The sequence below is a fragment of the Bacillus sp. EA-CB0995 genome (assembly GCF_055814245.1).
Map to the genome: position 1 here is coordinate 2,526,363 of NZ_CP169269.1, position 25,096 is coordinate 2,551,458.

Genomic DNA, 25,096 nt, shown 5'->3' on the forward strand with positions numbered 1-25,096 from the left:
TCAAAAATGACGTATTACTTCGAGGATTCTTATTACTACAATCGAAAAGTCTTTGGCTAAAAAACGCTTTTACCTAGTGATGTTGTCCAATCTTTTTCCCCTTTTTTGCATTAATTAGTAGTAGCTTGGAAAGGAGAGAGGAGAGAATAAAGATGGAGAACAGAGAATTTAAGCCTAAATTATATAAGCCTACGGATGAAAAAAATCTGAATATCCCTAATCAAAATAAAAACGAACGGAATAAAGATTATGATATAGAAGTAAGCATTATTATTCCTTCCTATAATAAATACCCGCTAAATTTATTAACTTTATATTCTTTAAATAACCAAACATTTGACCTTTCGAAAATGGAAGTCCTCTTCATCGATGATGCTTCAACTGATCAAACCTTACAAATGGTACGAAAGCATCATTTTTCTTATCATTTTAAGTATATTAAATGCCCACGAAATCTTGGCAGAGCGAAAGTTCGAAACATTGGAATGAAATATTCAAGAGGGAAAGTTCTTATATTTTTAGATGCAGAAATGATTGCAGAGCCTGAATTTGTTGAAAATCATTTTAATCATCATCAATCAATGGATAACTTGGTTTTATCAGGAGCTATGTATTATAACGCGGTATATTCTTGTATATTTTCGGAATTTAGTCAAGAACAAATAAAAGAAATATACACTATGGCAAAAAAACGACCGAGTGCTCTACGACCGAATTGAAAACTATAAGCATTCCAACATTTCTGCTCCTTATCCGCTATTAGAAAGAAAAGATATTGATACTAAGCTTTATAGAGAATTAAAGGTTAAGACGCCTTCAGTAAATTGGTATAATACAATACAAGAAAATTTTGATGCACAATTAAATGGATTTCATTTTCCGTGGATGGCCTTTTTAACCGGAAATGTTTCCGTACGTAAAAAATTAATTGAACAAGTGGGGCCATTCGACAAAGAGTTTATAAATTATGGTTATGAGGACTGGGAGTTAGGATATCGCTTGTATAAGGCTGGAGCTAAATATTTAGTTAGTAATACTGTTACGACTTATCATCAAGAGCATCCTGTCGGAGAAAGCAGATGGAAAGAAGCGATGGGAAATTACCACTTATTCACGCTAAAACATCCTGACGTGGATGTTCTTATCCTAGGTCTAGAGCTTGCCCGAATTACAGATTTATTAATGATGAACAAAGTATTAGGCGAGTATAAGTTACTCGTTCAAAATCACCCAAATGATTCACTATCTTTTCAAAAAAAGTTCACTGAGATTCTAGAGACTATTGTACTTTTGTTAAAGATTGATATTCGACATATAAATATATTAGAAGCAGCAGGTTTTGACTTAGAGCAGAAAAATGAGCTTCTATCGGATATCAATAAAATAAAAAAACTAAGAAAGTATAGCAATTTGGTTTATGTCGTAGAGAAAATTTTTGGAAAAAATCGCAATAGAGAGGGTTCCCTAAAATAAATCGCAAAGTTTTAATCGTTATTTTATACACTTTCTTTGTCTAAGTTATCTACATTATGTTAGGAGTGGGAGCATAAATGGTTTCAATTATTACTTGTACAATAAGAGAGGAGTATATAGAGAACGTTTTCAGAAACTATGAACAGCAAGTATGGAGAGATAAAGAATTAATTATTATTTTAAATAAGGATACTATGAATCTAGATAAATGGAAAAAAAGGCTGGTAACTTTCAAAATGTTCGTGTATATCAACTACATGAACAGGCAACGTTAGGCGATTGTTTAAATTTTGGAGTAGAAAAATCTAAATATAATTATATAGCCAAATTTGATGATGATGATTACTATGGTGCATACTACTTAGCTCATGCAATGCCCGAATTTAAAAATAAAGAAATCTCTGTTTTAGGTAAAAGCTCTTATTATGTTTATTTTAAGAATAAAAAAGCTTTGATGTTGGTATCAAATACAGAAAAAGCCTTTACTGATTCTGTGGCAGGAGCTACTCTAATCTTCGAAAAAGAAGTATTCAAAAAAGTTCAATTTGAAAAAGTAAATAGAGCTGAAGATTATTTTTTTATAGACAGCTGTAAAAAGAATGGTTTTAAAATCTATTCTACTGATAAACATAATTTTGCTGTCGTACGCCATGATACGGAGAAACACACATGGAAATTATCTGACGAAGATTTTATGCAGTGGGGTGAAATTATCGCTAATACAGATGATTTCCGATCATTTGTTGAACGTTCTAAATTTCCATATAAATAGTCTTTAGGGAGAATGGTATGATTCCTATTATAAATCTAATAATAAAAACATAGAGATTTCTTCATCTCTATGTTTTTACTTTTGACTCTGTTAAACGATAGATAATGTTAATAATTTAGCAAAAACGAGAGATTTAAATCTTCCTTGCTAAGCTAACTTGTCAGTTAATTTAACAAGAAATGCAACAACACTATTTAACAGAGCATTATTTTAAAACAACTTACTTATAAATTTTCAACAGCTACAAAGTAACTAACATATATAGTCTCAAGTTTATAAATGTACTTTATCTAGACATCAAGTTAAATGAAATTCCAATAAAGTGAAACGTCTATTTGGAAAAGACAAACAGAAATTTTCTTATTTCTATATCTACTTTAAAAATCAATTATCCACTTTCTCATTTAATTTTAATCTTTCTTTCATGGTCTTTTCTTTTTTTGTGGTTAAAATATAAATCAACAATTACTTTACATAATCACAGGGAGAAGGGAATGAAAATGTCAAGAAGTCTATTCAATCAAATTTTTCATTTATCTATAAAAATTATAGGGTCTTGTATTATTGCATTTAGTGTTACAATGTTAGTGTTGGATTTCATGGTAGGAGATCGAATAGTATTAAAAGGACTGAATAAAAATCTTGGTTCTCTTGCAGAATATGGAGCGATTGCAGCAGGTTCTTTATGGTTATTTCGTAATATTTGGTTATATTTTCATAAAAGGAAAATAACGGTTGCAAAATACACAAAAGAACTTTACATGTTATTAAAGCAATATCATACGTTTATCGGATATGCAGTTTTTTCAGTTGCTACTTGTCATGGTATATATTTTTTAATGGTAGGCAGCAGTCATATGATTCGGATTTATAGTGGAATTTTCACCTTGATAGGATTAGTTCTTGTTGCGATAGTAGGGATTCTATTACACAAACTAAAAGATAAGAAAAAATATATAAAGTATCGAAAAGCTCATCAAATTGTTGCCATTATATTTGGAATTGGATTACTCATTCACCTTAACGTATAGGAGTGATAGTATTGCAACGTATTTTAATTATCGAAGATGAAGAAAGTTTAGCAGAATTTTTAGAGTTAGAACTAAAATATGAAGGATATGCAGTAGATGTTGTATATGATGGACGAAAAGGATTAGAAACTGCTCTTAATCATAATTATGACATCATTCTTCTTGATTTAATGCTTCCTAATCTGAACGGGATAGAAGTATGCCGCCGATTGCGTGCAACAAAAGAAACACCTATTATTATGCTAACAGCTCGTGATAGTATCATGGATCGTGTAACCGGATTAGATAGCGGTGCAGATGATTATTTACCAAAACCTTTTGCCATCGAAGAATTATTAGCAAGAATGCGTGTAATTTTGAGACGGAATCAAAAAGAAGAACATAAAAATAAACTCCTTTTAAGATTTAAAGATTTAGAGCTCGATGTAGAATCTCGAACTTTGCACAAAATAGAAGAGATCATTGAATTAACAAATAAAGAATTCGAGTTGCTTATGATGTTTATGAAAAATATTAATCGTGTATTGACGAGAGATATGCTTTTGGAGCAAGTCTGGGGATACAATGCAGTGGTAGAGACAAATATAGTAGACGTATATGTTCGTTATTTACGTAATAAATTGAGTAGTCAAGACAAGGAAGATTACATTCAAACTGTCAGAGGCGTAGGGTATGTGATGCGATGATGAAGCAATTAAAAAAACACATCCGAAATCTTCCTGTAAAATGGAAATTAACACTATGGTCAAGTGCATTATTATTTATCTTGTTCTTTTTATATAATATTTTACAGTTTGTTATCATTGACCATTGGACGCTAAATTATGAAAAAAAACAAATTGATAGGCAAGTAAAAGAAATAGAAGCCTATTTCAATAACGAGAATACAAATCACACAGCAAATACGATTGAAAATAGCAAAGAGTTTCTTGCAAGTATAAATGATAAAAATCAAATGATTCGAATTTTGGATGCAAAAGGAAAAGCGCTTGTCACTGTTTCACGGGACTTTAATCCGAACTGGGTTGTTCCAAAGAATGTCGATCAATCAGAAACTTCTATGACAAGGCATCTTGAAGATAAGGTACTTGTGCAGCGTATGCCTATTACAACGCGTACATTTACTGGCACAATTGAAGTTGGGCAAAATTTCGAAGCTTTCGATCATTTAATGAAGCTGATTTTTCTCGTTATGGTAGCTGCTGGTATCGGCGGATTATTACTTAGCTTTTTAGGCGGTACAATTCTTGCAAAGCAACTTTTATTAAGTGTTCAAGCTATTACAGATACGATGAATAAAATAAAGACAAATGGTTTAAAAGAAAGAGTGCCGATTCACGAAAATAACGATGAATTTGCCAAGCTTGGATTACTTTTTAATGAGCTGATGGACAATTTAGAAACTTCCTTCATGCAACAAAAACAATTTGTTGAAGATGCATCCCATGAATTACGCACACCACTTGCGATTATACAAGGACATCTCTCTATGTTAAATCGTTGGGGAAAAGACGATCCTGATGTCTTGCAAAAGTCTCTGAATTCGAGTTTAAAAGAAGTGGATCGTCTCAATAAGCTTGTATCAGAGTTATTAGAATTATCCCGAGCAGAATCAGAACAAATATATCCTGCTGCAGCCGAGCCTGTACATGTAAATTCAGTAATAGAACAAGTCACACAAAATTTTGAATTGTTGCATGCTGACTTTCAATTCGCTAGACAGCTACATGCGAATCAGACATATGTCTCTATTCCTTCTTCTTATCTCGAACAAATTTTAGTTATCATACTAGATAATGCTATAAAATATACAAAAGAACATGAAAAATACATTTGTTTGCAAAGCGAGGTAGTAGAAGATAAAATTAAAATCACCATTGTAGATCATGGAGTCGGAATACCTGAATCTGACCTACCATATGTACTCAATCGTTTTTATCGAGTCGATAAAGCAAGAAGCCGGAAACAAGGTGGCAATGGATTAGGACTTTCCATTGCTAAGCGCCTTACAGAAAAATACAATGGACGTATCATGATAGACAGCAAAGAACAAGAAGGAACAAAGGTTACTTTATCGTTTTATTGTGTAAAAAATATATAACAAAAGCGGAAGATATATACGATATCTTCCGCTTTTGTTATAAGGAGACTAGCATAGAAATTTTTAAGATACAGAAGAAAAATGAGAAAAAGATGAGAAAAATTTAAAGAGTATTTCATATAGCTCGTGTATACTGTGTAAATCAACAATAATTGATAACATGTTTAATTAATTAAGGAGAGACTGATATGAATTACACAATATTTCACTGGATCAATAGTTGGGCAGGATCGTCTGCTTTTCTAGATAAAGGGATGATATTCATTACAAAGAGCGCACCCTATATTGCAATTATTTTCATGCTTTCTTTATGGTTTAGCAACAAACAAAAAGAAGCCGCTATTCGTAAGCAATATACAGCTTTGTATACGGTTCTTTCTCTTGGTATAGCATTACTTTTAAATGCTGTGATTCACTTAGTATATTATCATCCACGACCATTTATCACATACCATGTACACCAATTAGTACCACACGCTAATGATTCTTCGTTTGTAAGTGATCATGCTGTACTTGTATTTTCTATCGCATTTACAATGCTTTTACGTGGAGAAGCTTGGAGAAATATCGCTTTACTTTGGGCTATATTGGTCGGGATTTCACGTATATATGTTGGTGTTCATTACCCAGCAGATATTATAGGAGGAGCCGTTTTATCTTTCGTAACAAGCGCTTTAGTCATCAAATATACAAGTAAAATAGAACCTTTAGCACATCTAATATTCCAGATTTATGCTAAAGTAACAAAACGAATCCCATTGCTATCTAAGTATAATCACACAACTTGAAGTGTTCACCGCCTATCAATATAATATGTCCTATTTATAGATTAGAATACAGATAAATGGTGATAATAGTAATACTGTACATTAATTTAAAGGATGATAGTATGATTTATATCTATACGGACTATGGCGGAACACATACAACTTCACTAGCAGCAGCGTACCATCTGAAAAAGCTACCGACTGATCGAAAACTTACAAAAGATGAAATATTAAACGTTGATTATTTTAATAAATTAAAAACATCTGATATGGGGAAAATCATTTTTCATGGACGCGATGAAAATGGAGATCCTGTTTATACGGTTGGCCACGGTGCATCTAAAGTTGTCGTTCCAGCTTTAAAAAATTTAAGTGTACTATTACAAGATAAATATCAAAACCATGAAAAAATTGTGTTCTCTAATACATCACCAACTGTTCCAATCGCTATGACATTTGGTGGTTTATTTTCAAGAAGATTAAAAATCGATTTTATTGGTGTACCATTATTAGTTTTCGGCGCAAAACAAGCTTGTAATAATATTATCAGGCTTGTAGAATATACGAAACAAGCCGGAAAACTAACAAATGAAGATGTTGTGATATTAGAAAATGAAAACTTTAAATAGTTTATAGTAAAAAGGATGGCTAACAGTATATTAGCCATCCTTTTTTACTATAATATCTCAACTTTTTTTCGAATCACAATCTTGTCAATGTCCTCTTCTTCATCACCAATATATAAACCACGTTCTTTCAAATACATTTCAAAATACAAATCAGCTTCAGCACGCTCATCGTATGGCTTCACTGATAAAACAAATCCCATTTTATGTTGTTCTTCCAATTCAACCGTAGAAATATAGGCGGGGATTTTATTACGTAAAAATAACTCTTTAACTGGAATAATCATGTCTTTCATTAACTTTGATAAAAGATTCATTTCAAATTCAAAATTAAAACGATCAATGCTAGATAAATCTGCAAAAACAACCCCAATAAAACCAGTATTAAAAATTTCTTGGTAATCTTCCTCTTCTATCTTTCCATTGTAAAAATTCTTTTCAATTAAGTAATTTTTAAAATAAGCAACGCCTTCAGACTCTTTAAAAAGTTTCGTAGAAAGAACGAAACCGATTTTCTTTTGTTTATGTAAATACACGCATGATAAGTAAGCAGCAACATTATGTTCAGCAAAAAGAGAACTTGTTGCTTGTACAAGACCATCTAATACATGATGCGCAATATGTAGTCGTTTACGGGAAAAATAATATGATTTTTTTTGTAATTCCAATGTATCGATAAACACAGAGCCAATAAAGCCTGTATTTGAAATGGTAGGAGTATGCTTTTTTCTTCCTCTGCGTTTATTTTGAGCCAATGTAATCCATCCTTCCTAATACCCATCCGATAGGGGAGAGGGAGTATAAAACGAACATTTGTTCTTATGTTAATATTGTACTATTTACTGGTTAAAAAGTAAATGTTTAATCTTTAAAAATAAAGTGAAACTTCCATCAGTGGGGGTTTTTTCCCACTGATGGTTAGTTGAACCAATCGAGCTTTTACGGGCAGTTATCCCCACCTATCTTGAATCTTGAGATGGGGGTCTTACTGCCCGTTAATGCGGGATAAATAAAAAGATGCCTCAAGAAGGCATCTAAGTTAAGAAAAGGGGCGAGTAATCACCCCTTATGAATTATGTATATTTATATTAAGAAATAGAGACAATTTCTTCTGCATCTTCGACGTCTAAATGACAATCCATTGTACGTACATCTTGATCTTCATGGCTTCCAAAATAAATAGTAATTTTCATATGTATCGCTCCTTTATTTTAGGAATACCTAAAATAATCATTTATTGTTTTCTATTATATACCACTTTACATATTCGTACAATCTTCCCAATATTAAAAAGGAGTTTATTTAATATTAAGAATATTGATATAATAAAGTTATCTATATTGAAGGAGGAATTAACATGCAAAAAACACTAAAAACATTTTCAAATGAAGGAAGAGGAGTGAATATCAACTAACGCAAGATAACACTCCTACTTCCAAAATCATCATAAAAAACGAATGGTAGAAAGTAGGAGAACAATTGAAGAAACAAACTATCGCGTCACATAACATTGGAATTTTATTTTGGGTACAGTTTTTTGGAACGATAAGTTTTTTGCAGCCGGTAATGACACTTTTTTATATGGAAAGAGGATTAACGGCAGCAAATATATTTGTTGTACTCATGTGTTGGAGTGGGGCCGTACTTGTTGGAGAATTACCAACAGGTATTTTTGCTGATCGATTCGGTGCAAAATTATCATTTTTGACAGGATCTATCATAAAAACGATTAGTATTTCTATCTTATTATTTGCAGATAATCTATGGCTATTTTGTCTATATAGTTTATTGAACGGTTTTTCGGTTACATTTTTCTCTGGCGCAGACGAAGCATTAATTTATGAGTCATTAAAGGAAACAAATGAACATCATTTAATGGATAAAGCCATGGGGAAGATCCAATCAGCAGGCTTCATTTCAATGTTAATCGCAGTAATCTTCGGTTCGTATTTCGCTAAAGATTTACGTGAAGAACAATTTGCATTTTTAATTGTACTCGGAATATTATTTCATCTGATAGAACTTGTTTTATTACTTTTTATTAAAAGCCCAAAGAAACTGTCATCTTACCGAGAAGAGTCTTTTTCACAAGTAATCGAAGGAATAAAGGTTATTCGTGAAGCACCACAATTACTTGTTATGTTTTTAAATGTCTCTCTTGTATTCATTCCGGCAAGTGCAGTTTATGATACATTTAACCAACCATTGTTCACGAATGCAGGCCTTCCTGTATTTGCAATTGGTATTATGTATGCTTTAGCTGCCATCCTTGGATACTTTTCTTCAATATCGATCGGATGGCTTACTAGCAAATTCTCACGTATAGTTTTAATGAATGTAACAGGTGGTTTAGCTGTTTTAGGGCTGCTTTTATCAACGTTTTATGGAAATACACTGTGGGTCGTATTAGGAGCGTTCTTTATTTTACGGTTTGTACGTGCCATTCGATATCCGATTTATTCGCAGCTTAGTAATGACATTATTCCATCTCATGTACGAGCAACAACGATTTCGTTACTATCTATTCTAGATTCGATATTAGATCTTGCTATTTTCGGAACACTATCATTTTTAACCGTTAATACATTACCATTTGTCTTTGCTGGCTGCGCATGTATTGCATGTATCGGAACGTTTTTACCGATTAATGGTGTTAAAGCAGGCGTTGAAATACATCATTCAACGAATCGAAATGTAGAGTAAAAAATGCCCCACAAGTTTTCAATAAACTTGTGGGGCTGTAAAAAAGAAGGAAAAACAATTATTTTATCCCATTTTCGGGGGAAGTAAGATCCCATAAAATCTCGATTTGGCGAGCTTTCCATTAGTGGGGAATCACTGATGGAAGTTTTATTTTATATCAAGGAGGGAAAGAAAATGTTATATATACAAAAAGCTAACCTAGATGATATGCAGTGGGTTAATTTTCAATATAAAAAGGCTGACTTTGTACCGTCACATTTAGAAAATGAAAAGATTGGAATTGCATATTTAAATGGCCAAAAAGCCGGCTTAGGAAGGCTAGTAAAAATTGATAAAAATAACTTTGAAATAGGTGGAATATATACGTTAGAAGACTATAGAGGAAAGAAAATTGCTGATAGTATCGTTGCATTTCTTATTAAAGAAGCTCGGAAACTTCAAATTCAAAATGTATATTGCATTCCATATGAACATTTAAAACCTTTTTATAGTAAACATGGATTTCAAGAAGTAGTAGATTTAGCTGCGGTTCCTAAACAAATTATAGATAAATATAATTGGTGCTTAAAGCAATATGATATAAAAACATTGTTAATGAAATTATAGACTTGAGAACACACATAAGCTGTGTTTTTTTGTTTTTCGAAAAAGTACGGACAAGGAAAACATATTTATTCCTTCATAATCTCTCTCTAATATTCCAAACGATTTGCTGTATACTCGTTTCTCGATATTGATATATTTATATCCCTTATTTTATTTCGGAAAATTTTTATATTCACACTCTTAGAATTATTTTTATATAACCCCAAATTAGGCATTTGAACAAGTTACAATACCTAATTATAGGTCATACTTTGTTGAAGAGTGCATTCACAATAATCTATCGTCTTACTTATTGCGGGACGTATTTTCATTATGGCTCGCTAAAAAAATACATGGGGGTTATGAAATGAGTAATTTTCAACATGAATTACAAGCGTTAAATCTGAATGATTATCAAACTGGAAATGTCGTGTACTGGGATAGCCAAATTCCTTATCCATACTATATTGATGAGGACTATACTCGTCGTTGTGGAGGATGTGGTCGTTGCGGAGGATTCGGTCGTTGCGGAGGGTTTGGTCGTTGCGGAGGGTTTGGCCGTTGCTTTGGATGCTTTGGATGCATTGGATTTGGATTTGGATGTGGCGGTTGCGGCGGTTGTGGAGGATGTGGCGGTTGTGGCGGCGGATTCTGCGTGGACGGAGTATGCTTTTAATTGAAACTTCAAATTCAAAATGTATATTGCATTCCATATGAACATTTAAAACCTTTTTATAGTAAACATGGATTTCAAGAAGTAGTAGATTTAGCTGCGGTCCCTAAACAGATTATAGATAAATATAATTGGTGCTTAAAGCAATATGATATAAAAACATTGTTAATGAAATTATAGACTTGAGAACACACATAAGCTGTGTTTTCTTGTTTTTCGAAAAAGTACGGACAAGGGAAACATATTTATTCCTTCATAATCTCTCTCTAATATTCCAAACGATTTGCTGTATACTCGTTTCTCGATATTGATATATTTATATTCCTTATTTTACCTCAGGAATTTTTTATATTCACACTCTTAGAATTATTTTTATATAACCCCAAATTAGGCATTTGAACAAGTTACAATACCTAATTATAGGTCATACTTTGTTGAAGAGTGCATTCACAATAATCTATCGTCTTACTTATTGCGGGACGTATCTTTATTATGGCTTACTAGTTATTTACATGGGGGTTATGAAATGAATAATTTTCAACATGAATTACAAGCGTTAAATCTGAATGATTATCAAACTGGAAATGTCGTATACTGGGATAGCCAAATTCCTTCTCCATACTATATTGATGAGGACTATACTCGTCGTTGCGGAGGATGTGGCCGTTGCGGAGGATGTGGCCGTTGCGGAGGATTCGGTCGTTGCGGAGGATTTGGATGCTTTGGATGCTTTGGATGCGGTGGATGCGGTGGATGCGGTGGTTGCTTCGGATGCTCGTTGTTCTGGTTTATTTAATACTGATTTGTTAACGGAAATTTTACTTCAAGAAAAGTGTTGCCACATGATTTTTGTTGTAGAAACACTTTTCTTGAACCGTTCTTCACTTTTCCATTTGACATAAGAAAAAATAGGATACATAAAATTGTTATGACGGAAGTTATCCTGCTCATTCAAGAACAATGAACAGAGAAGGAGGAGTACAATGACAAAATTAAACGCCTCTACACGTTTGAAAATGAAAAGAGATACTTTTTTCTCTCTGATCCAAAAGGAGAAGTGTATTTTAGAAATAATGCCAGTTCATTCCGAATGGAAGGGACGTCTATCAACCAATGGATTGAAAAACTGATACCAATGTTCAATGGAGAATACACATTAGGAAATTTGACAAATGGCTTATCTGAGCCATATCGAAAGCGAGTATTTGAAATAGCAGAAATACTGTACCAAAATGAATTTGCAACAGACATAAGTCAAGATCATCCACACCAATTACCAGAAAACATTCTCCAAAAGTATGCATCTCAGATTGAATTTTTAGATAACTTCGGTGTTTCAGGTGCATATCGTTTTCAATCTTATCGCCAAACGAAAGTATTAGTTGTTGGCTCTGGTTCTTTTTTTGTTTCTCTTATTTCCGCATTACTTGAATCTGGGTTACCGAAATTTCATATGATGATTACTGACCGAGTATCAACCAATCAAAAACGAATAAAAGAATTAATAGAACATGCCCAAAAAACAGACCCCGAGGTGAGGGTCGAAGAAATTTTTCCACAAAAAGAAAAAATAAATATTTTAAAAAGGGCTTTGCAACCATTTCATACAATTTTGTATGTATCACAAGAAGAAGACATAGAGGAATTAAAAATTCTTCATTCCATTTGTAAAGAAGAAAAAAGATATTCATCCCTGCCATATATACGCAAGGAGTCGGATTAGCCGGGCCACTCGTTCACCCAGAAAGTGATGCTTGCTGGGAATCAGCTTGGCGACGCATACACAAGTCTGCATTTTCTAAAAATTCTCAAGAACACACTTTTTCTTCTACACCAGAAGCAATGTTAGCAAATGTAATTGTATTTGAACTGTTTAAAAAGGTTACAGATGCAACAAAGTCCACGAAAACGAATCAATTTTTTCTGTTAAATTCAGAAACATTAGAAGGAAACTGGCATTCATTTCTGCCTCATCCCTTAGTAACTGAAAAAGCGGAAATCGAATGGATAAAAGATTTTAATACAAGAATCAAACAGAACGCAAATAAAAATGAATTGAATGAATCTACTCTGGACTTGAATTACCTTGTATCAAAAGAAGCAGGGATTTTTCATATTTGGGAAGCAGGGGACTTAAAACAACTGCCATTGGCTCAATGTCGTATTCAAACAGTTGATCCGCTGTCGGAAGGACCTGCTGAATTATTACCCGATATGATTTGTACAGGTTTAACACATGTGGAAGCAAGATACGAAGCTGGATTAGCTGGAGTTGAGACTTATATGTCACAAATGGCTAGCTTACTTGTTTCAAAACTTCCCGAACATCAACAAATAAAGAACGGTATGATAGATTCTCAGGAATATGTAGGAATTGGAACAGGGAAAACAATCGAAGAATGTGTTTTACGAGGATTACAAAAGTGTTTAAATAAAGAATTTTATAAGAGACAGCAGCGCCAAAATATTGCCGTTTCTCGAATAGAGTTAGATGTCATAGACGATGAGCGCTGTCGCTTTTATTTGCAAGCACTTACCACTCTGCAAGGAACACCTACAATCGCTTTTGGAGAACCCATTTTCGATTTTCCTGTTATATGGGTCGGCACGAATAATCGTTGGTACGGAAGTGTAGGATTCGATATAACAATAGCATTACGAAATGCATTACAGCAGGCACTTATAGAAGCACAAAATTGTGATGCTTGTCTTACATCACAAGCATTAGAGTCTTCATCAGTTTTATTACCAGATAAAACGCCATTACATTTCGTTATTTCTTCTTATGAAGACAAGACACAATTAGAAATATTACAATCTGCTGAACAGATACTAAAACAGAACGGAAAACGGCTCTGTGTATTTGAAATAGCGCTAGAAGCAGTCTGGAAGGAGGAATTGGCAGGAATATTTGGAGTATTATTGGGAGAGGAGGAATCCCAATGAGCACCTCCATTTTAATTATTGGAGAGGGACTATTGGCAAATCACGTATATGAAGAATTATCTGTCCAATATGAAATCAATCAACACACTGATTTTAATCTAAAAATACCCGCAACAACTGATTTAGTTCTCGTATTACACGATACTTGGAATCCTTCTTTTCATAAAGAAGCAGAAAGTATACTTCAATCAACGAATATTCCTTGGCTGCGAGCCTTCGTTTCATTCGGAGAAGGAATAATCGGTCCACTAGTTCGGCCTGGCACACCAGGATGTTCCCAATGTGCAGATATACGCCGTACTTTCGCAGGAAATGATTCTAAAGAGATGTGGAAGATATTGCAGATCCTAACAACAAAAAAGGAAATGCCTCGAGACACATGGGCATCAAGGAATGGATTATTACAGATGACGCATATTTTGCTAGAAGAAGTGCGGTGCATTTTACAAGATGATCATGCACGATTAGAAGGACACATGTTTTTCGTTAATTTACAAACATTGAAAAGCTCATATCATTTTTTTCTACCTCATCCTTTATGCTCAAATTGTAGTCAAATGCGTAATGATTCATCAAATTTAGCCGAGATTTCATTACAATCAAGCCCAAAGATTAACATAAATGATTATCGTTGTCGTTCAATCTCTGAACTGAGTAACGTATTAGCCAAGGATTATCTAGATTATGAAACTGGGTTTTTAAATGATAAAATGTATAACCTTACACCTCCATTTGCCGAGGTAACTGTAAATCTTCCGTTTCTCTTTGGAAATGAAGTAACAGCTGGCCGTACCCATTCATATGCAGCTAGTGAATTAACCGCTATTTTAGAAGGATTAGAACGATATTGCGGTCTAGAACCTCGAGGGAAACGTACAGTTATTCAGGACACATTCCGCAATTTAGCTCATCAAGCACTTAATCCCCTTGAAGTGGGTGTACATGCAAGAGAACAATATATGCAGCCTAATTTTCCATTTAAACCGTTTCATCCAGATCGTCCAATGAATTGGGTATGGGGTTATTCATTTTTGCAAGAACGTCCAATTTTAGTTCCAGAACTACTTGCTTATTATAGTTTAGGCGGTAGAGATGGTTTTGTTTATGAGACTTCCAATGGTTGCGCATTGGGTGGCAGTTTAGAGGAAGCGATTTTTTATGGCATTTTGGAAGTGATTGAGCGCGATTCATTTTTGCTAACTTGGTATGCTCAGCTTCCTCTCCCGCGTCTTGATCTTTCTTCTGTCAATGATCAAGAGTTGCAGTTGATGATCGAACGAGTGCATGCAGTAGGGGGATATGATATACATTTATTTAACTCGACCATGGAGCACGGAATTCCAAGCGTCTGGGCACTGGCAAAAAACAGAAAGGAGAAGGGAATAAATATTATCTGTGCAGCTGGAGCTCATTTAGATCCGGTACGGGCAACGAAAAGTGCAATATATGAATTAGCTGGCATGATGTTAACGCTTGATAAGGAATTTGAGGCGAATCGCAAGAAATATGTACAGATGTTCCATAATCCTTCCCTCGTGAAGCAAATGCCTGACCATCCTATGGTATGCGGTTTACCAGAAGCGGAAGAACGGTTTCAGTTTTTGCTAGATAAGAATTGCCCGTTACAAACATTTACCGAGGCATTCAAACAGAAAACAAGACATGCGGATTTGACAGATGATTTAAGAGAAATGCTTCAGATGTTGCACCAGTTAAATTTCGATGTGATTGTAGTAGATCAGACAACACCAGAAATAATGCGAAATGGATTACATTGTGTGAAAGTACTCATTCCAGGAATGTTGCCAATGACATTTGGGCACCATCTTACACGCTTAACAGGTCTAGAGAGAGTATTACGGGTACCAATGGAACTTGGGTATACGAAGCAAGCGCTAACGTTTGAACAACTCAATCCACATCCGCATCCGTTTGCGTAAGCGATGATTAGGAGGGAGAAGGATGGGTTTAGAGACATTTTTGAACAATTTACATTTTAATACCAACGAATCAGCATCTTCGACTTGGGAAGTGGATTGGGAAGACGGTCCACTTTCATATAAGCTTTATCGGGACTTACCGGGAATTCCATTATCTTCAGAAGTAACACTGTCACTTGAAAATCTCGAAGTATCAACAGAACCTAATCTTCGCGAAATCGGTCACTTTCTCTGGTACGTATTTGGGATTACTCAATTCTGTCAGTCAACCTTACCAACACCAGAAATAAATTTTATGCAGTCGTATCGGAGATTTGTTCCCTCGGGCGGAGGCTTATATCCAAATGAATTGTATATATATTTAAAGACAGAAAATGTGCCTGTTGGAATTTATCACTATGATGTAGCGCACCACCGCTTAGTGTTATTAAGAGAAGGTCATTTTGATTCATATGTAGCGCGGGCTCTTGGGAATAGTTGTGACATATCCACTTGTTTTGGTGTTGTTTTTGTATCGACAATGTTTTGGAAAAATTTCTTTAAATACCATAACTTTTCTTATCGTCTGCAAGGATTGGATGCAGGCGTGTTAATAGGGCAATTGCTAGAAGTAGCAAACCGATTTCAGTTCACATCAAGCGTACATTTTCAATTTCTAGACCGGGCCATCAATCATTTACTTGGGTTATCCGAAAAAGAGGAGAGTGCGTATGCAGTTATACCTCTATCGGTAAATTCTATACCCCCACCGTTTAATAATGAAGATGATACTGCGAATACAGAAGTCTCTGCTACTCAATTATGCGAAGAATTACCAGTTATTCATCATAATCACTATGTCCGATCACGAAAGATTGCAGAGTATCCGATGCTGATTCAAATGAATGAAGCATCTATGCTTGAATCTACACGATCGTTTCAAAAAATCAAGAGTGAAACGAATAAAATGCGTGATGGTCAAGCGCTAGTTCTTCCCCGTATAAAGCGAATGTCGTACGACTTAGCATCAGCGTGCCAAAATCGATTTTCACCGGAAATGGATTTTACTTTTAGGAAAATGAGTCAAGACCAATTGACTAAGTTATTATATGAAGCAACTGCTTCCTTTGCCTATCAAAACGATTTGGATACAAAGCATGAAGAACTCGCATCGCGTGTTTCCCTATACGTATGTTTATTTGGCGTTGAAGGTATTCAAAGTGGCGCTTATCATTATGATAATAATGTTCATACATTACGACAAGTACATCTTGGAGATCATCGACTCTTATTGCAAAGTGGGATGACATTTCACAATGTGAATTTATTCCAAGTACCACTTTGTATACATGTAGTAGGGGATAGAACTCATCTCAAAACAGCACTTGGCTATAGAGGATATCGCATTCAACAGATGGAAGCAGGCATCCTTGTGCAAAAATTATTGTTAGCAGCTTCTGCCCTGGGGCTAGGAGGACACCCGCTTCTTGGATTCGATGCCAACTTATGTGATGAAATTTACGAGCTAGGTTCAGAAGAAAAACGAGCCTAATCCAGATCCCAATTGGTTTCCATCGTCAACGTCCTTGGTTGAAAGGGAGTTTGCATAGTTAAATAGTTATAAATTAAAAATAACCTAGTTTATAAGGAGTATCTACACTAAAAACATCGAGAATAAATAGTGAAATACTTATAAAAGGACTACAAGAAATAAAAAGGAAAATCACATAAGATAACTTTCTTAAAATAAAAAAGTCTCAAAAACTACAGTTTTTGAGACTTTTGTTTGCAATATTTATTTTATCGGCAGTATTTCTAACAACGATTAGGATAGGTGTTTAGCATTCTTTGTTACTTCAATTTTACTGTGAGCGTACTTCTTATGAAGCCACTCATAAATAATTGGAATGATAATAAAACTGTTAATTGTTGATGTAATCATTCCTCCTATAACCACGATACCTAATGTTTGAGAAATAACCGTATCGGTACTATGAGAAAATGCAAGTGGTAACAAAGTAAGGATTGTTGCTGCTGCTGTCATTAAGATTGGTCTAATCCTTGAAAGACTACCATTCAATACAGCCTCTTTAATAGGCATTCCTTCTTTTCGATTTCGTTCGATTTTGTCGATTAATACAATTCCATTCGTTACCACGATTCCCGTCAACATAAGTACGCCAATTAAGGCTGCTAAGTTCCACTCCCCGCCGAATAGCATTAGTGCAATCACTACACCACTTAAGGCAAGCGGAATGCTAAGGAGTACAGCTAACGGAGCTCTCCAACCTTTAAATACTGATGAAATAATCAGTAACACTAACAGAATGGAGAACGATATAGCAATGGACATATCAAAAATCATTTGTTTGACTTGTTCTGATATACCTCCAATAGAATAACTTACACCTTTTGGAAGCTTCATGTTTTGCAGTGTTTGATCCACTTGACCTGAAACTTTGTTAATGTCATTTGAAGTAATTTGAGCTGTAACGGCAGAAAATGGTTGGCCATTTCGTTCACTGATTGTAGACGGAGATGTATCTTTTGTAATCGTTGCTAGCTGGTCAAATCTTACACTATTTCCGTCTTTCGTTTGGAACGTTTCAGCTCCTAATGAAGCCATTACATCACTTGGCGAAGCATTGATCTGAACCTTGGAATCCTGTCCAGAAGCAATTTGATCTAGATATACGTCCACTGGAAGGTTCTTGTGATCAATGGTAATCGTTGCATCCTTCGCCTGTGCCATATATCTGTTTGCTACTTTTAGGATGTCGGCAACATTTACACCTTGTTGTTCAATAGCTGAACGATTTAAAGTTACTTTATATTTTGGTAATCCATTTGTTAAATCTACTTTTCCATCTACGCTCAATCCAGGTATTTTTGCTAACTCCGTTCTTACCTTTTGAGCCGTTTGATCGAGTGTAACTTGGTCTGCACCAGTCAGCAATAGTTTCATTTGTGAATCATCACCGGAGATATTTTGACTAGTTACGGTATAGGCTACTTTATCGGAAAGATGCGGCAATTGAGATTGTAAATTTTGAATAACAGAATTTGCATCCTTGTCATTTTTCAATGTAACAGAGAGATTCGCGACAGTTGGACTTTGAATAAATCCTCCTCCTTGGTCAAACACATCATCACTTTGAGGAGTCATAGTGGAACCAAAGCTAGACGAATACGATTTCACCTTCGGATCTTCTTTTAAAGTTTGTTCCACTTTTTGAACTTCTGCATCTACCTCTGGCAATGTACTTCCTTTTGGTAATTCTACCTTAACGGCAATTTGACCAGATTTGGCGCTTGGCAAAAAGTTAATAGGAAGGAAGGCAGCATAAATGGCTGCGAACACAAAGATAATAACAGACCCAAACACCATTGTTTTTTTATGTTTTAAAGCAGATTGTAAAACTGGCTTCATCATCGGCTCTATGCTTACTGATTTTTTATTGGATGGGGCACCTTTCCAACCCATGAATGCTAAAGCTGGGATGACGCACATCGCAACAAAGAATGAAGTAATAAGCGCAATGACTACTGACCAAGCAAATCCACTGTAAGATGCACTGATCATACCTCCTACCATGGTGATTGGTATAAATACTGCAATAGTTGTTAAAGTGGATGCGAGAATCGCAGGTAACATTTCCGTTACCGCAGATCCTAGTATTGAGAGTAAAGATTTCTCTTTTGATTCTTCTTTTTTACGGTACATGTTATCCAAAATGACAATCGAATCATCCACAATTCGTCCCATCGCTACAATCAAACCGGAAACCGTTAAAATATTTAACGTGATACCCATAGATTTTAATATCGCAGTTGTTGCCAATAAGGAAATCGGCAATGAGATTGCAATGAGCAAAGTAGATCGAACATTACGGAAAAAGAAAAATACACAGATCATAGAGAATACACAGCCGAGTAATCCTTCTCGAACTAATCCGAATAAGGAACTGTTTAACTCCTGTTCGCGATCCAATAAGGTTTGCATTGAAACGTCACCATTTTTAACGGGTGCAAGATTTTGTACTCGATCTTTTACTTGTGCTGCTACGTCTGTAATATTAGCAGAAGGTGTTTTAATGACGTTTAGCACTACGCTAGGCTGACCATTTGTTCTAGACACGGTCTTCACATCATTTAAGGAACGAGAGATATCCGCAACTGCTGATAAAGGTACAGTTTTTCCTTGTGCGTTTTTAATAGGTACATTTTTAAGTTGTTGTTCATCTAGTGTTAATCCATCAAAGCTTACTGGAATGGATAATTGATTATTTTGCATTGTTCCTTTTGGCAAACTTGGAAGAGATGTAGATAATGATTTATTTACATCATCCAGTGTTAGTCCGTTTTTTCTAAATCCTTCGTGCGTACGTTTAATACAAATCCATCTTTTGCTCCGCCAAAGACGCTCACATCTGCAACGCCTGGTACGGATTTGATTTGTTTTACAATGTCTTGTTGTACGGTAGAGCGCAGTTCTTGTTCATTAAATTTAGAGCTTGTTAAGCTATACGTTAAAACAGGAAATGAACTTGTAGTTACTCTCGTAACAGTTGGTTTCGCTGTAACAGTAGGCGGTAACTGTGCATTTGCCAACGCTTTGTTTACTTCGTCTTCTGCTTTCTTCATGTCAAAATTCATAGGGAAATACAAACTCATAAACAAACCACCGTCATATGAGGTTGTCTCTACGTTCGCTAATCCGTCTACAGTTTGTGCAGCACTCGCAAGCGGGTCTGTAATCTCTTTCTTGATTTGATCTGCTTGCTCTGCAGGAACACGCATACTTACTGTAAGAGTGGTGTTGTTAATTCCTGGTAAGTAGTCGCGTTGCATTTGGAAAGCGGAAATGCCTCCCAAGCCAATATAATGAGAGCACAAACAATCATTAATATGCCTCGTTGCATCGCTCCCTCAACAATCCTTTTCATTTTCTTACCTCCTCGTTTCATTCATGTAAATAGAATCAATCACAAGTGACAAAAATAGAAAATATAACATTGCTCTAGTAATCAGAGTATCTATTTCAGCCTATTTTTCTCATTTTTTCTTAGCTTAGGCCTTTATAGCTATACTTAGCTAAAAAGGGGATATGTTCCGTTAATCTCTTATACATGTAGAACACTAATTGTACTAAAGGCTCCAATTTTTTGGAGAACTGCATAACCAATATGCTTGTCCCATATGAGACAAGAGCACCGCCAATCACATCTGCAGGATAATGGACTCCGACGAATATACGGGAAATGCCAACAATGATAGCCCATACTAATACGGGATATTTCCACGAATCGTTTCGTAGCAACAGCGTACATGCTATAGAAAATACTAATACCGAATGATCACTTACAAATGAAGAGTCAGCAGGATGCGGTATTAATTGATGAACATGATGTGCCACAAATGGACGTGGATGGTAGTAGACAAGGTGAAGGATTGCGTTTATGGACAATCCAAGTAAGCAAGAAAAGACAATGTATATAGCTGTATACTGTTTCTCTGCTCTTTTTTCTTTGTTTGCAGTAAACCATAGAAATAACATAAATACGATTACGACATAAGGGACGCTATTAGTGATGAATATCATACCTCTATCTAGAAAAGAGGAGCGACCGGCCAAATCGTTAATCCATTGAAATATTTCATAGTTCATATTGTTCAGCTCCTTATTTATAGGTTTTTGGTGTCTTATGTAGAAAGATAAAAACGCAGGCTCACCAAAAACGTGTATTCTGAGTGTATCGTGGGAAACTGAACATCCTATGAAAATTACATTAAAAATGGATTAAAAATGAAAAAGCACCTAGAGTTTAGTGCTATAGTGGTTTATAAATGAAAATAAAAACAAAAAAAGAATGAGGCTCGGAGGAACGACATGGAACATTTTATATCATTATTTGAACAGCACAGTTATATTATTTTATTCACTGTTATTTTGATTGAACTGCTTGCGATTCCGATTTCGGCTGAATTCTTTATGAGTTTTGCCGGATATTTTGTGTTTCAAGGAAAAATGGATTACACTTTGGCCATTCTGACAGCTATTGCTGCTGGAGGAGTCGGAATTACAGTTACATACTGGATCGGAAGGTTAGGAGGCTATAAACTGATTGAGAAGTATGGACGGTATATTCACCTTGGACCTAAGAACTACAAAAAAGTAGCTGCCTGGATGGAACGATCAGGAAGTAAATTGTTGGTAGTTGCTTATTTCATTACTGGGGTTCGGCACTTCACAGGATACGTATCTGGTATTTCAAGAATGCCGTATCGAACCTTTTTTGTTCCAGCATATATAGGGGCAAGCTTATGGGCAATTAGCTTTATTACACTAGGTAAAATTTTAGGACCGCGCTGGCAGGATTTTCATAAATTGGCCGGACAATATCTCATCTACATTGTCCTTGTACTCGCTATCGTTATCGGAGGGTTACTAGTTTATAAATTTTACAAAAAACAAATCAAAAACTTTTTCGTACGACTGCTTAATCGGCTTATTTCTTACTTTCGAACCATTCGAGCAACGGAAGTGTTCCTTATCAGTCTTACACTAGTCTTATTAGGAATGATAACCTTAATGTTGGGAATGGCACAGGATTATTTATATAATGAGTTTACTCAGTTTAATGAGGTTACTATATATATTGTTCATTCTATACTTCAAACAGGTTGGACAAATAGCATGAGCAGATTCCTATCGTTGCAGTCACCTATCGCATTTAGTATTCTCATTATTATTACGATTTTAGCCATTTGGAGAAAAGGAAGGAATAGATGGCTTGAAGGCCTCTTACTTATCGTTTCCATACTTGGAGCGCATATGTACCATAATGCGGTCACACACACACTGTCTTATTTTCATTTTATTGGAAAAGAAGCGGCAACTCGTTCTTCTACTTTTCCGGATGAAAAAGCAACAATTACCATTATTGTGTATGGCACCTGCTTATTTCTAATGGTACGTCATATGAAGAATAAATATATACAATTTGTTCTCCCTCTTCTGGGTATCTTGCTTTTACTATGTATAGCAATTGCAAACATTGGGTATTCTCATATACTTCCAAGCGATATCGTGGGTGGATATGTATATGGTGCGGTGTGGATGTTCTTGAATTTCTTGCTATTTGAGATGTTTCGCCTTATCGTAAATAAGCAAATTTAATATTCAGTGCATACAGGAATATGACAGACAATGAATGTAGAAAGAAGAGGAGATTATGAACAAACGGATTTTAGTTGTAGAAGATGAAGTGCAAATAGCAAGGGTACTACAGTTAGAACTGGAGTATGAAGGGTACGAAGTATTAGTAAAATATGATGGGAAATCAGGATTAGAAGTAGCCTTACACGAAAATTTAGATCTAATCTTGCTGGATGTAATGTTGCCAGAATTGAGCGGTATAGAAGTGTTACGACGATTAAGAAAGGCTGGTATCCATGTACCAGTAATCCTTTTAACAGCTCGAAATACAACATTAGATAAAGTCATGGGCTTAGATCAAGGGGCAAATGATTATGTTACAAAACCGTTTGAAATGGAAGAACTTCTTGCGCGGGTACGTTCAAGCATTCGTTCGAACACCATGATTACAGCTGGTGTTCCGTTAAATGAACAAACACCTCTTTTATCCATTGTTGATTTGTCGGTAAATATGGATACGAGAGAAGTGACAAGGAACGGGAAATCCATTTCACTAACTCCAAAAGAGTATGATTTATTAGTATATTTACTTACAAATAAAAACAAGATTGTAACACGTGAAGGTATTCTTACTCATGTTTGGGGATATGAATACGAAGGAGAAACGAACGTAATCGACGTGTATATTCGTCATCTTAGAAAGAAGATAGACGAGGAGTTTTCTTCTCCGTTAATTCATACGATCCGGGAATAGGGTATTCCATAAGGGAGAAATAAGATGAAGATCACAACAAAAATTAATTTGTTAACGACAGCTTGGCTATTTTGTATATTACTCATTATAAACGTTGTTGTATTTTTTGCTTTTATGAAAACGACTGTAAATATGGAAGAAGAAGTGCTGTTTGAAAAAGCGAACGATATTATACAAGAACTTCATAAACAAAATACAACGACGCTAACAGAAGACAAATTAAAATCATATTTAGTCGAGCATTCCTTCATTCGGATTATAAATCCTGATTCTCATGTGATCAGCCAAGTCACGGATGATAAACATTTATCTAATATAGATGCTAAATTCTCTAAAAAATCTGAGTCGCAGCTATACAAAATTCGAGAGGAGCAAATCTTAATCACTCGCGTTCCCATTACTTCGGATAATCATGTTGTGGGTACATTGGAGATTGGCGAGCGATTAACCGGACTTGAAATGAGAAAAGACATTTTATTATCTATTCTTATTGCTTGTTCCGCTATCGCCATTATATTGTCTCTTCTCAGTGGAAGATGGTTGTCAAATATTATTATGCGACCCATTTCCAATATGATTAAAACGATGGAAGATATTGAACAAAGCGGTGTTCCAAAAACAATAGCTATTCATAAACAAACAAAGGATGAACTTGAAAAACTGGCTACAGCGTTTAATCATATGATTAAGAGGCTACAAGAAAACTCTGAAAAACAAAAACAATTTATTTCAGATGCCTCTCATGAACTAAAGACTCCTCTTACAGTCATTAGAAGTTATGCCAATTTAATAAGAAGACGAGGCATCCAAAATGAAGAAATGACAATAGAAGCGATTGAGGCAATCCATTCAGAAGCAACTCGAATGCAAAGAATGACGGAAGCGTTACTGGATTTAGCGGCATCAGAAAAAGAAACTGTTTTAGAAATAAAATCATCTGATTTAGTATCACTATGTCATAGCATTCTACAGCAATTTAAAGATGTTTATAGAAGAGAAATTACACTCCATTACGATCAAGCACCTATCATGGTTAAAATGGATGAGCTGAAAATAAAACAAGTCATCATCATATTGCTCGATAACGCTATTAAGTATAGTTCTGACAAAATTGAAATTTTCTTGGACAAGAATGAAAATCATGCTGTGATACGAGTAAGCGATTACGGTATCGGTATACCGAAGGAAGAAATAGAGCATATTTTTGAACGATTTTACCGGGTAGATAAAGCAAGAAGTCGAGAGACAGGAGGAACAGGATTAGGACTAGCTATCGCAAAAAATATTATGAAACAGCATAAGGGAGAAATCAAGATACGAAGCGAAGAAGGAAAAGGAACAGATGTGGAATTACTTTTACCTGTTTCCTCTATGAATGAATAAAGTAGTGAGACTAAAAAATAATAGTGAGGATAGATTTTAGAAATCTAAATCATCGTTTTATTTGGTTTCTTTAATTTCTACACTTTTTACGTTTGGTTATTTCTCTGATGCATCATGGTAGATATTTAGGTCTATGGTTGCCTGCATTTAACATATTGTAATTGCTACATTATTGATGATAGGCATGTGTATTTAAGGAGGATT

General features: G+C 35.0%; 18 protein-coding genes and 4 pseudogenes. 19 read left to right on the forward strand and 3 right to left on the reverse strand.

What is annotated here, in order from left to right; genetic code table 11:
- Positions 1-152 precede the first annotated feature (152 nt).
- The 8 genes from ACEWFJ_RS13155 (at position 153) to ACEWFJ_RS13190 (ending at position 6,773) form a co-directional block, all read left to right on the forward strand.
- Positions 153-719: a glycosyltransferase family 2 protein gene (locus tag ACEWFJ_RS13155; protein WP_473688847.1), complete on the forward strand. Its 567-nt coding sequence runs from the start codon at positions 153-155 to the stop codon at positions 717-719.
- Positions 700-1,473, forward strand: coding sequence for a glycosyltransferase family 2 protein (locus ACEWFJ_RS13160; RefSeq protein WP_473688848.1), 774 nt, complete (start codon positions 700-702; stop codon positions 1,471-1,473). The genes ACEWFJ_RS13155 and ACEWFJ_RS13160 overlap by 20 nt, the downstream gene beginning before the upstream one ends.
- 208 nt (positions 1,474-1,681) lie before the next feature.
- A complete protein-coding gene (locus tag ACEWFJ_RS13165) occupies positions 1,682-2,245 on the forward strand; it encodes a glycosyltransferase family 2 protein (protein ID WP_473688849.1) in 564 nt (187 codons plus the stop codon).
- 500 nt (positions 2,246-2,745) lie between these two features.
- Positions 2,746-3,276, forward strand: a complete 531-nt coding sequence (locus tag ACEWFJ_RS13170; RefSeq protein WP_473688850.1) for a hypothetical protein — start codon at positions 2,746-2,748, stop codon at positions 3,274-3,276.
- A gap of 11 nt (positions 3,277-3,287) precedes the next feature.
- Positions 3,288-3,962, forward strand: a complete 675-nt coding sequence (locus tag ACEWFJ_RS13175) for a response regulator transcription factor (RefSeq protein ID WP_098310290.1) — start codon at positions 3,288-3,290, stop codon at positions 3,960-3,962.
- Positions 3,959-5,377: an ATP-binding protein gene (locus tag ACEWFJ_RS13180; RefSeq protein ID WP_473688851.1), complete on the forward strand. Its 1,419-nt coding sequence runs from the start codon at positions 3,959-3,961 to the stop codon at positions 5,375-5,377. The genes ACEWFJ_RS13175 and ACEWFJ_RS13180 overlap by 4 nt, the downstream gene beginning before the upstream one ends.
- Positions 5,378-5,565: 188 nt before the next feature.
- On the forward strand, positions 5,566-6,165 hold the full coding sequence (locus ACEWFJ_RS13185) for an undecaprenyl-diphosphatase (RefSeq protein ID WP_429710754.1): 600 nt from the start codon (positions 5,566-5,568) through the stop codon (positions 6,163-6,165).
- 101 nt (positions 6,166-6,266) lie between these two features.
- Positions 6,267-6,773: a DUF3189 family protein gene (locus ACEWFJ_RS13190; protein WP_473688852.1), complete on the forward strand. Its 507-nt coding sequence runs from the start codon at positions 6,267-6,269 to the stop codon at positions 6,771-6,773.
- Positions 6,774-6,820: 47 nt separating this feature from the next.
- Here the strand turns inward: ACEWFJ_RS13190 and ACEWFJ_RS13195 are convergent, their stop codons facing one another.
- Complete coding sequence (locus tag ACEWFJ_RS13195; RefSeq protein WP_473688853.1) at positions 6,821-7,525, reverse strand: hypothetical protein; 705 nt, start codon at positions 7,523-7,525, stop codon at positions 6,821-6,823.
- Positions 7,526-8,249: 724 nt separating this feature from the next.
- Here ACEWFJ_RS13195 and ACEWFJ_RS13200 point away from each other — a divergent pair.
- The 8 genes and pseudogenes from ACEWFJ_RS13200 to ACEWFJ_RS13235 all read left to right on the forward strand — a co-directional run bounded on the left by ACEWFJ_RS13200 (position 8,250) and on the right by ACEWFJ_RS13235 (position 17,210).
- A complete protein-coding gene (locus ACEWFJ_RS13200) occupies positions 8,250-9,473 on the forward strand; it encodes an MFS transporter (protein ID WP_473688854.1) in 1,224 nt (407 codons plus the stop codon).
- Between the two features lie 174 nt (positions 9,474-9,647).
- Positions 9,648-10,079, forward strand: coding sequence for a GNAT family N-acetyltransferase (locus ACEWFJ_RS13205; protein WP_473688855.1), 432 nt, complete (start codon positions 9,648-9,650; stop codon positions 10,077-10,079).
- Positions 10,080-10,425: 346 nt separating this feature from the next.
- Entirely contained in the window at positions 10,426-10,734 is a 309-nt protein-coding gene (locus ACEWFJ_RS13210; RefSeq protein ID WP_473688856.1) for a heterocycloanthracin/sonorensin family bacteriocin, read from the forward strand.
- Positions 10,735-10,911: a hypothetical protein gene (locus ACEWFJ_RS13215; protein ID WP_473688857.1), complete on the forward strand. Its 177-nt coding sequence runs from the start codon at positions 10,735-10,737 to the stop codon at positions 10,909-10,911.
- 346 nt (positions 10,912-11,257) lie between these two features.
- Positions 11,258-11,527 (forward strand): heterocycloanthracin/sonorensin family bacteriocin, encoded by a 270-nt coding sequence (locus ACEWFJ_RS13220; RefSeq protein ID WP_473688858.1) that lies wholly within the window; start codon positions 11,258-11,260, stop codon positions 11,525-11,527.
- Between the two features lie 187 nt (positions 11,528-11,714).
- Positions 11,715-13,677: pseudogene (locus tag ACEWFJ_RS13225) on the forward strand (putative thiazole-containing bacteriocin maturation protein).
- Positions 13,674-15,617: a TOMM precursor leader peptide-binding protein gene (locus ACEWFJ_RS13230; RefSeq protein WP_473688859.1), complete on the forward strand. Its 1,944-nt coding sequence runs from the start codon at positions 13,674-13,676 to the stop codon at positions 15,615-15,617. Before ACEWFJ_RS13225 ends, ACEWFJ_RS13230 begins: the two are co-directional and overlap by 4 nt.
- Before the next feature lie 22 nt (positions 15,618-15,639).
- Positions 15,640-17,210: pseudogene (locus ACEWFJ_RS13235) on the forward strand (SagB family peptide dehydrogenase).
- A gap of 211 nt (positions 17,211-17,421) precedes the next feature.
- Here ACEWFJ_RS13235 and ACEWFJ_RS13240 read toward each other — a convergent pair.
- Both ACEWFJ_RS13240 and ACEWFJ_RS13245 read right to left on the reverse strand, forming a co-directional pair.
- Positions 17,422-20,447, reverse strand: a pseudogene (locus tag ACEWFJ_RS13240) (efflux RND transporter permease subunit).
- Between the two features lie 214 nt (positions 20,448-20,661).
- Positions 20,662-21,264: an undecaprenyl-diphosphatase gene (locus ACEWFJ_RS13245; RefSeq protein ID WP_473688860.1), complete on the reverse strand. Its 603-nt coding sequence runs from the start codon at positions 21,262-21,264 to the stop codon at positions 20,662-20,664.
- A 222-nt stretch (positions 21,265-21,486) separates the two neighbouring features.
- Between ACEWFJ_RS13245 and ACEWFJ_RS13250 the strand changes: the two genes are divergently transcribed.
- The 3 genes and pseudogenes from ACEWFJ_RS13250 to ACEWFJ_RS13260 all read left to right on the forward strand — a co-directional run bounded on the left by ACEWFJ_RS13250 (position 21,487) and on the right by ACEWFJ_RS13260 (position 24,892).
- Positions 21,487-22,776, forward strand: a complete 1,290-nt coding sequence (locus tag ACEWFJ_RS13250) for a VTT domain-containing protein (RefSeq protein ID WP_473688861.1) — start codon at positions 21,487-21,489, stop codon at positions 22,774-22,776.
- A gap of 55 nt (positions 22,777-22,831) precedes the next feature.
- Positions 22,832-23,532: pseudogene (locus ACEWFJ_RS13255) on the forward strand (response regulator transcription factor).
- A 1-nt stretch (position 23,533) separates the two neighbouring features.
- Positions 23,534-24,892 carry a HAMP domain-containing sensor histidine kinase gene (locus ACEWFJ_RS13260; RefSeq protein ID WP_473688862.1) on the forward strand — a complete coding sequence of 453 codons (1,359 nt, stop codon included), beginning with the start codon at positions 23,534-23,536 and terminating at the stop codon, positions 24,890-24,892.
- The last annotated feature ends 204 nt before the right edge of the window (positions 24,893-25,096 follow it).

Coding starts and splice junctions, on each gene's coding strand:
- ACEWFJ_RS13165 (WP_473688849.1), top strand. CDS start 1,682: ATGGAAAAAAAGGCTGGTAACTTTCAAAATGTTCGTGTATATCAACTA.
- ACEWFJ_RS13170 (WP_473688850.1), top strand. CDS start 2,746: ATGTCAAGAAGTCTATTCAATCAAATTTTTCATTTATCTATAAAAATT.
- ACEWFJ_RS13180 (WP_473688851.1), top strand. CDS start 3,959: ATGATGAAGCAATTAAAAAAACACATCCGAAATCTTCCTGTAAAATGG.
- ACEWFJ_RS13245 (WP_473688860.1), bottom strand. CDS start 21,264: ATGAACTATGAAATATTTCAATGGATTAACGATTTGGCCGGTCGCTCC.
- ACEWFJ_RS13230 (WP_473688859.1), top strand. CDS start 13,674: ATGAGCACCTCCATTTTAATTATTGGAGAGGGACTATTGGCAAATCAC.
- ACEWFJ_RS13205 (WP_473688855.1), top strand. CDS start 9,648: ATGTTATATATACAAAAAGCTAACCTAGATGATATGCAGTGGGTTAAT.
- ACEWFJ_RS13190 (WP_473688852.1), top strand. CDS start 6,267: ATGATTTATATCTATACGGACTATGGCGGAACACATACAACTTCACTA.
- ACEWFJ_RS13260 (WP_473688862.1), top strand. CDS start 23,534: ATGAAGATCACAACAAAAATTAATTTGTTAACGACAGCTTGGCTATTT.
- ACEWFJ_RS13185 (WP_429710754.1), top strand. CDS start 5,566: ATGAATTACACAATATTTCACTGGATCAATAGTTGGGCAGGATCGTCT.
- ACEWFJ_RS13220 (WP_473688858.1), top strand. CDS start 11,258: ATGAATAATTTTCAACATGAATTACAAGCGTTAAATCTGAATGATTAT.
- ACEWFJ_RS13250 (WP_473688861.1), top strand. CDS start 21,487: ATGGAACATTTTATATCATTATTTGAACAGCACAGTTATATTATTTTA.
- ACEWFJ_RS13155 (WP_473688847.1), top strand. CDS start 153: ATGGAGAACAGAGAATTTAAGCCTAAATTATATAAGCCTACGGATGAA.
- ACEWFJ_RS13210 (WP_473688856.1), top strand. CDS start 10,426: ATGAGTAATTTTCAACATGAATTACAAGCGTTAAATCTGAATGATTAT.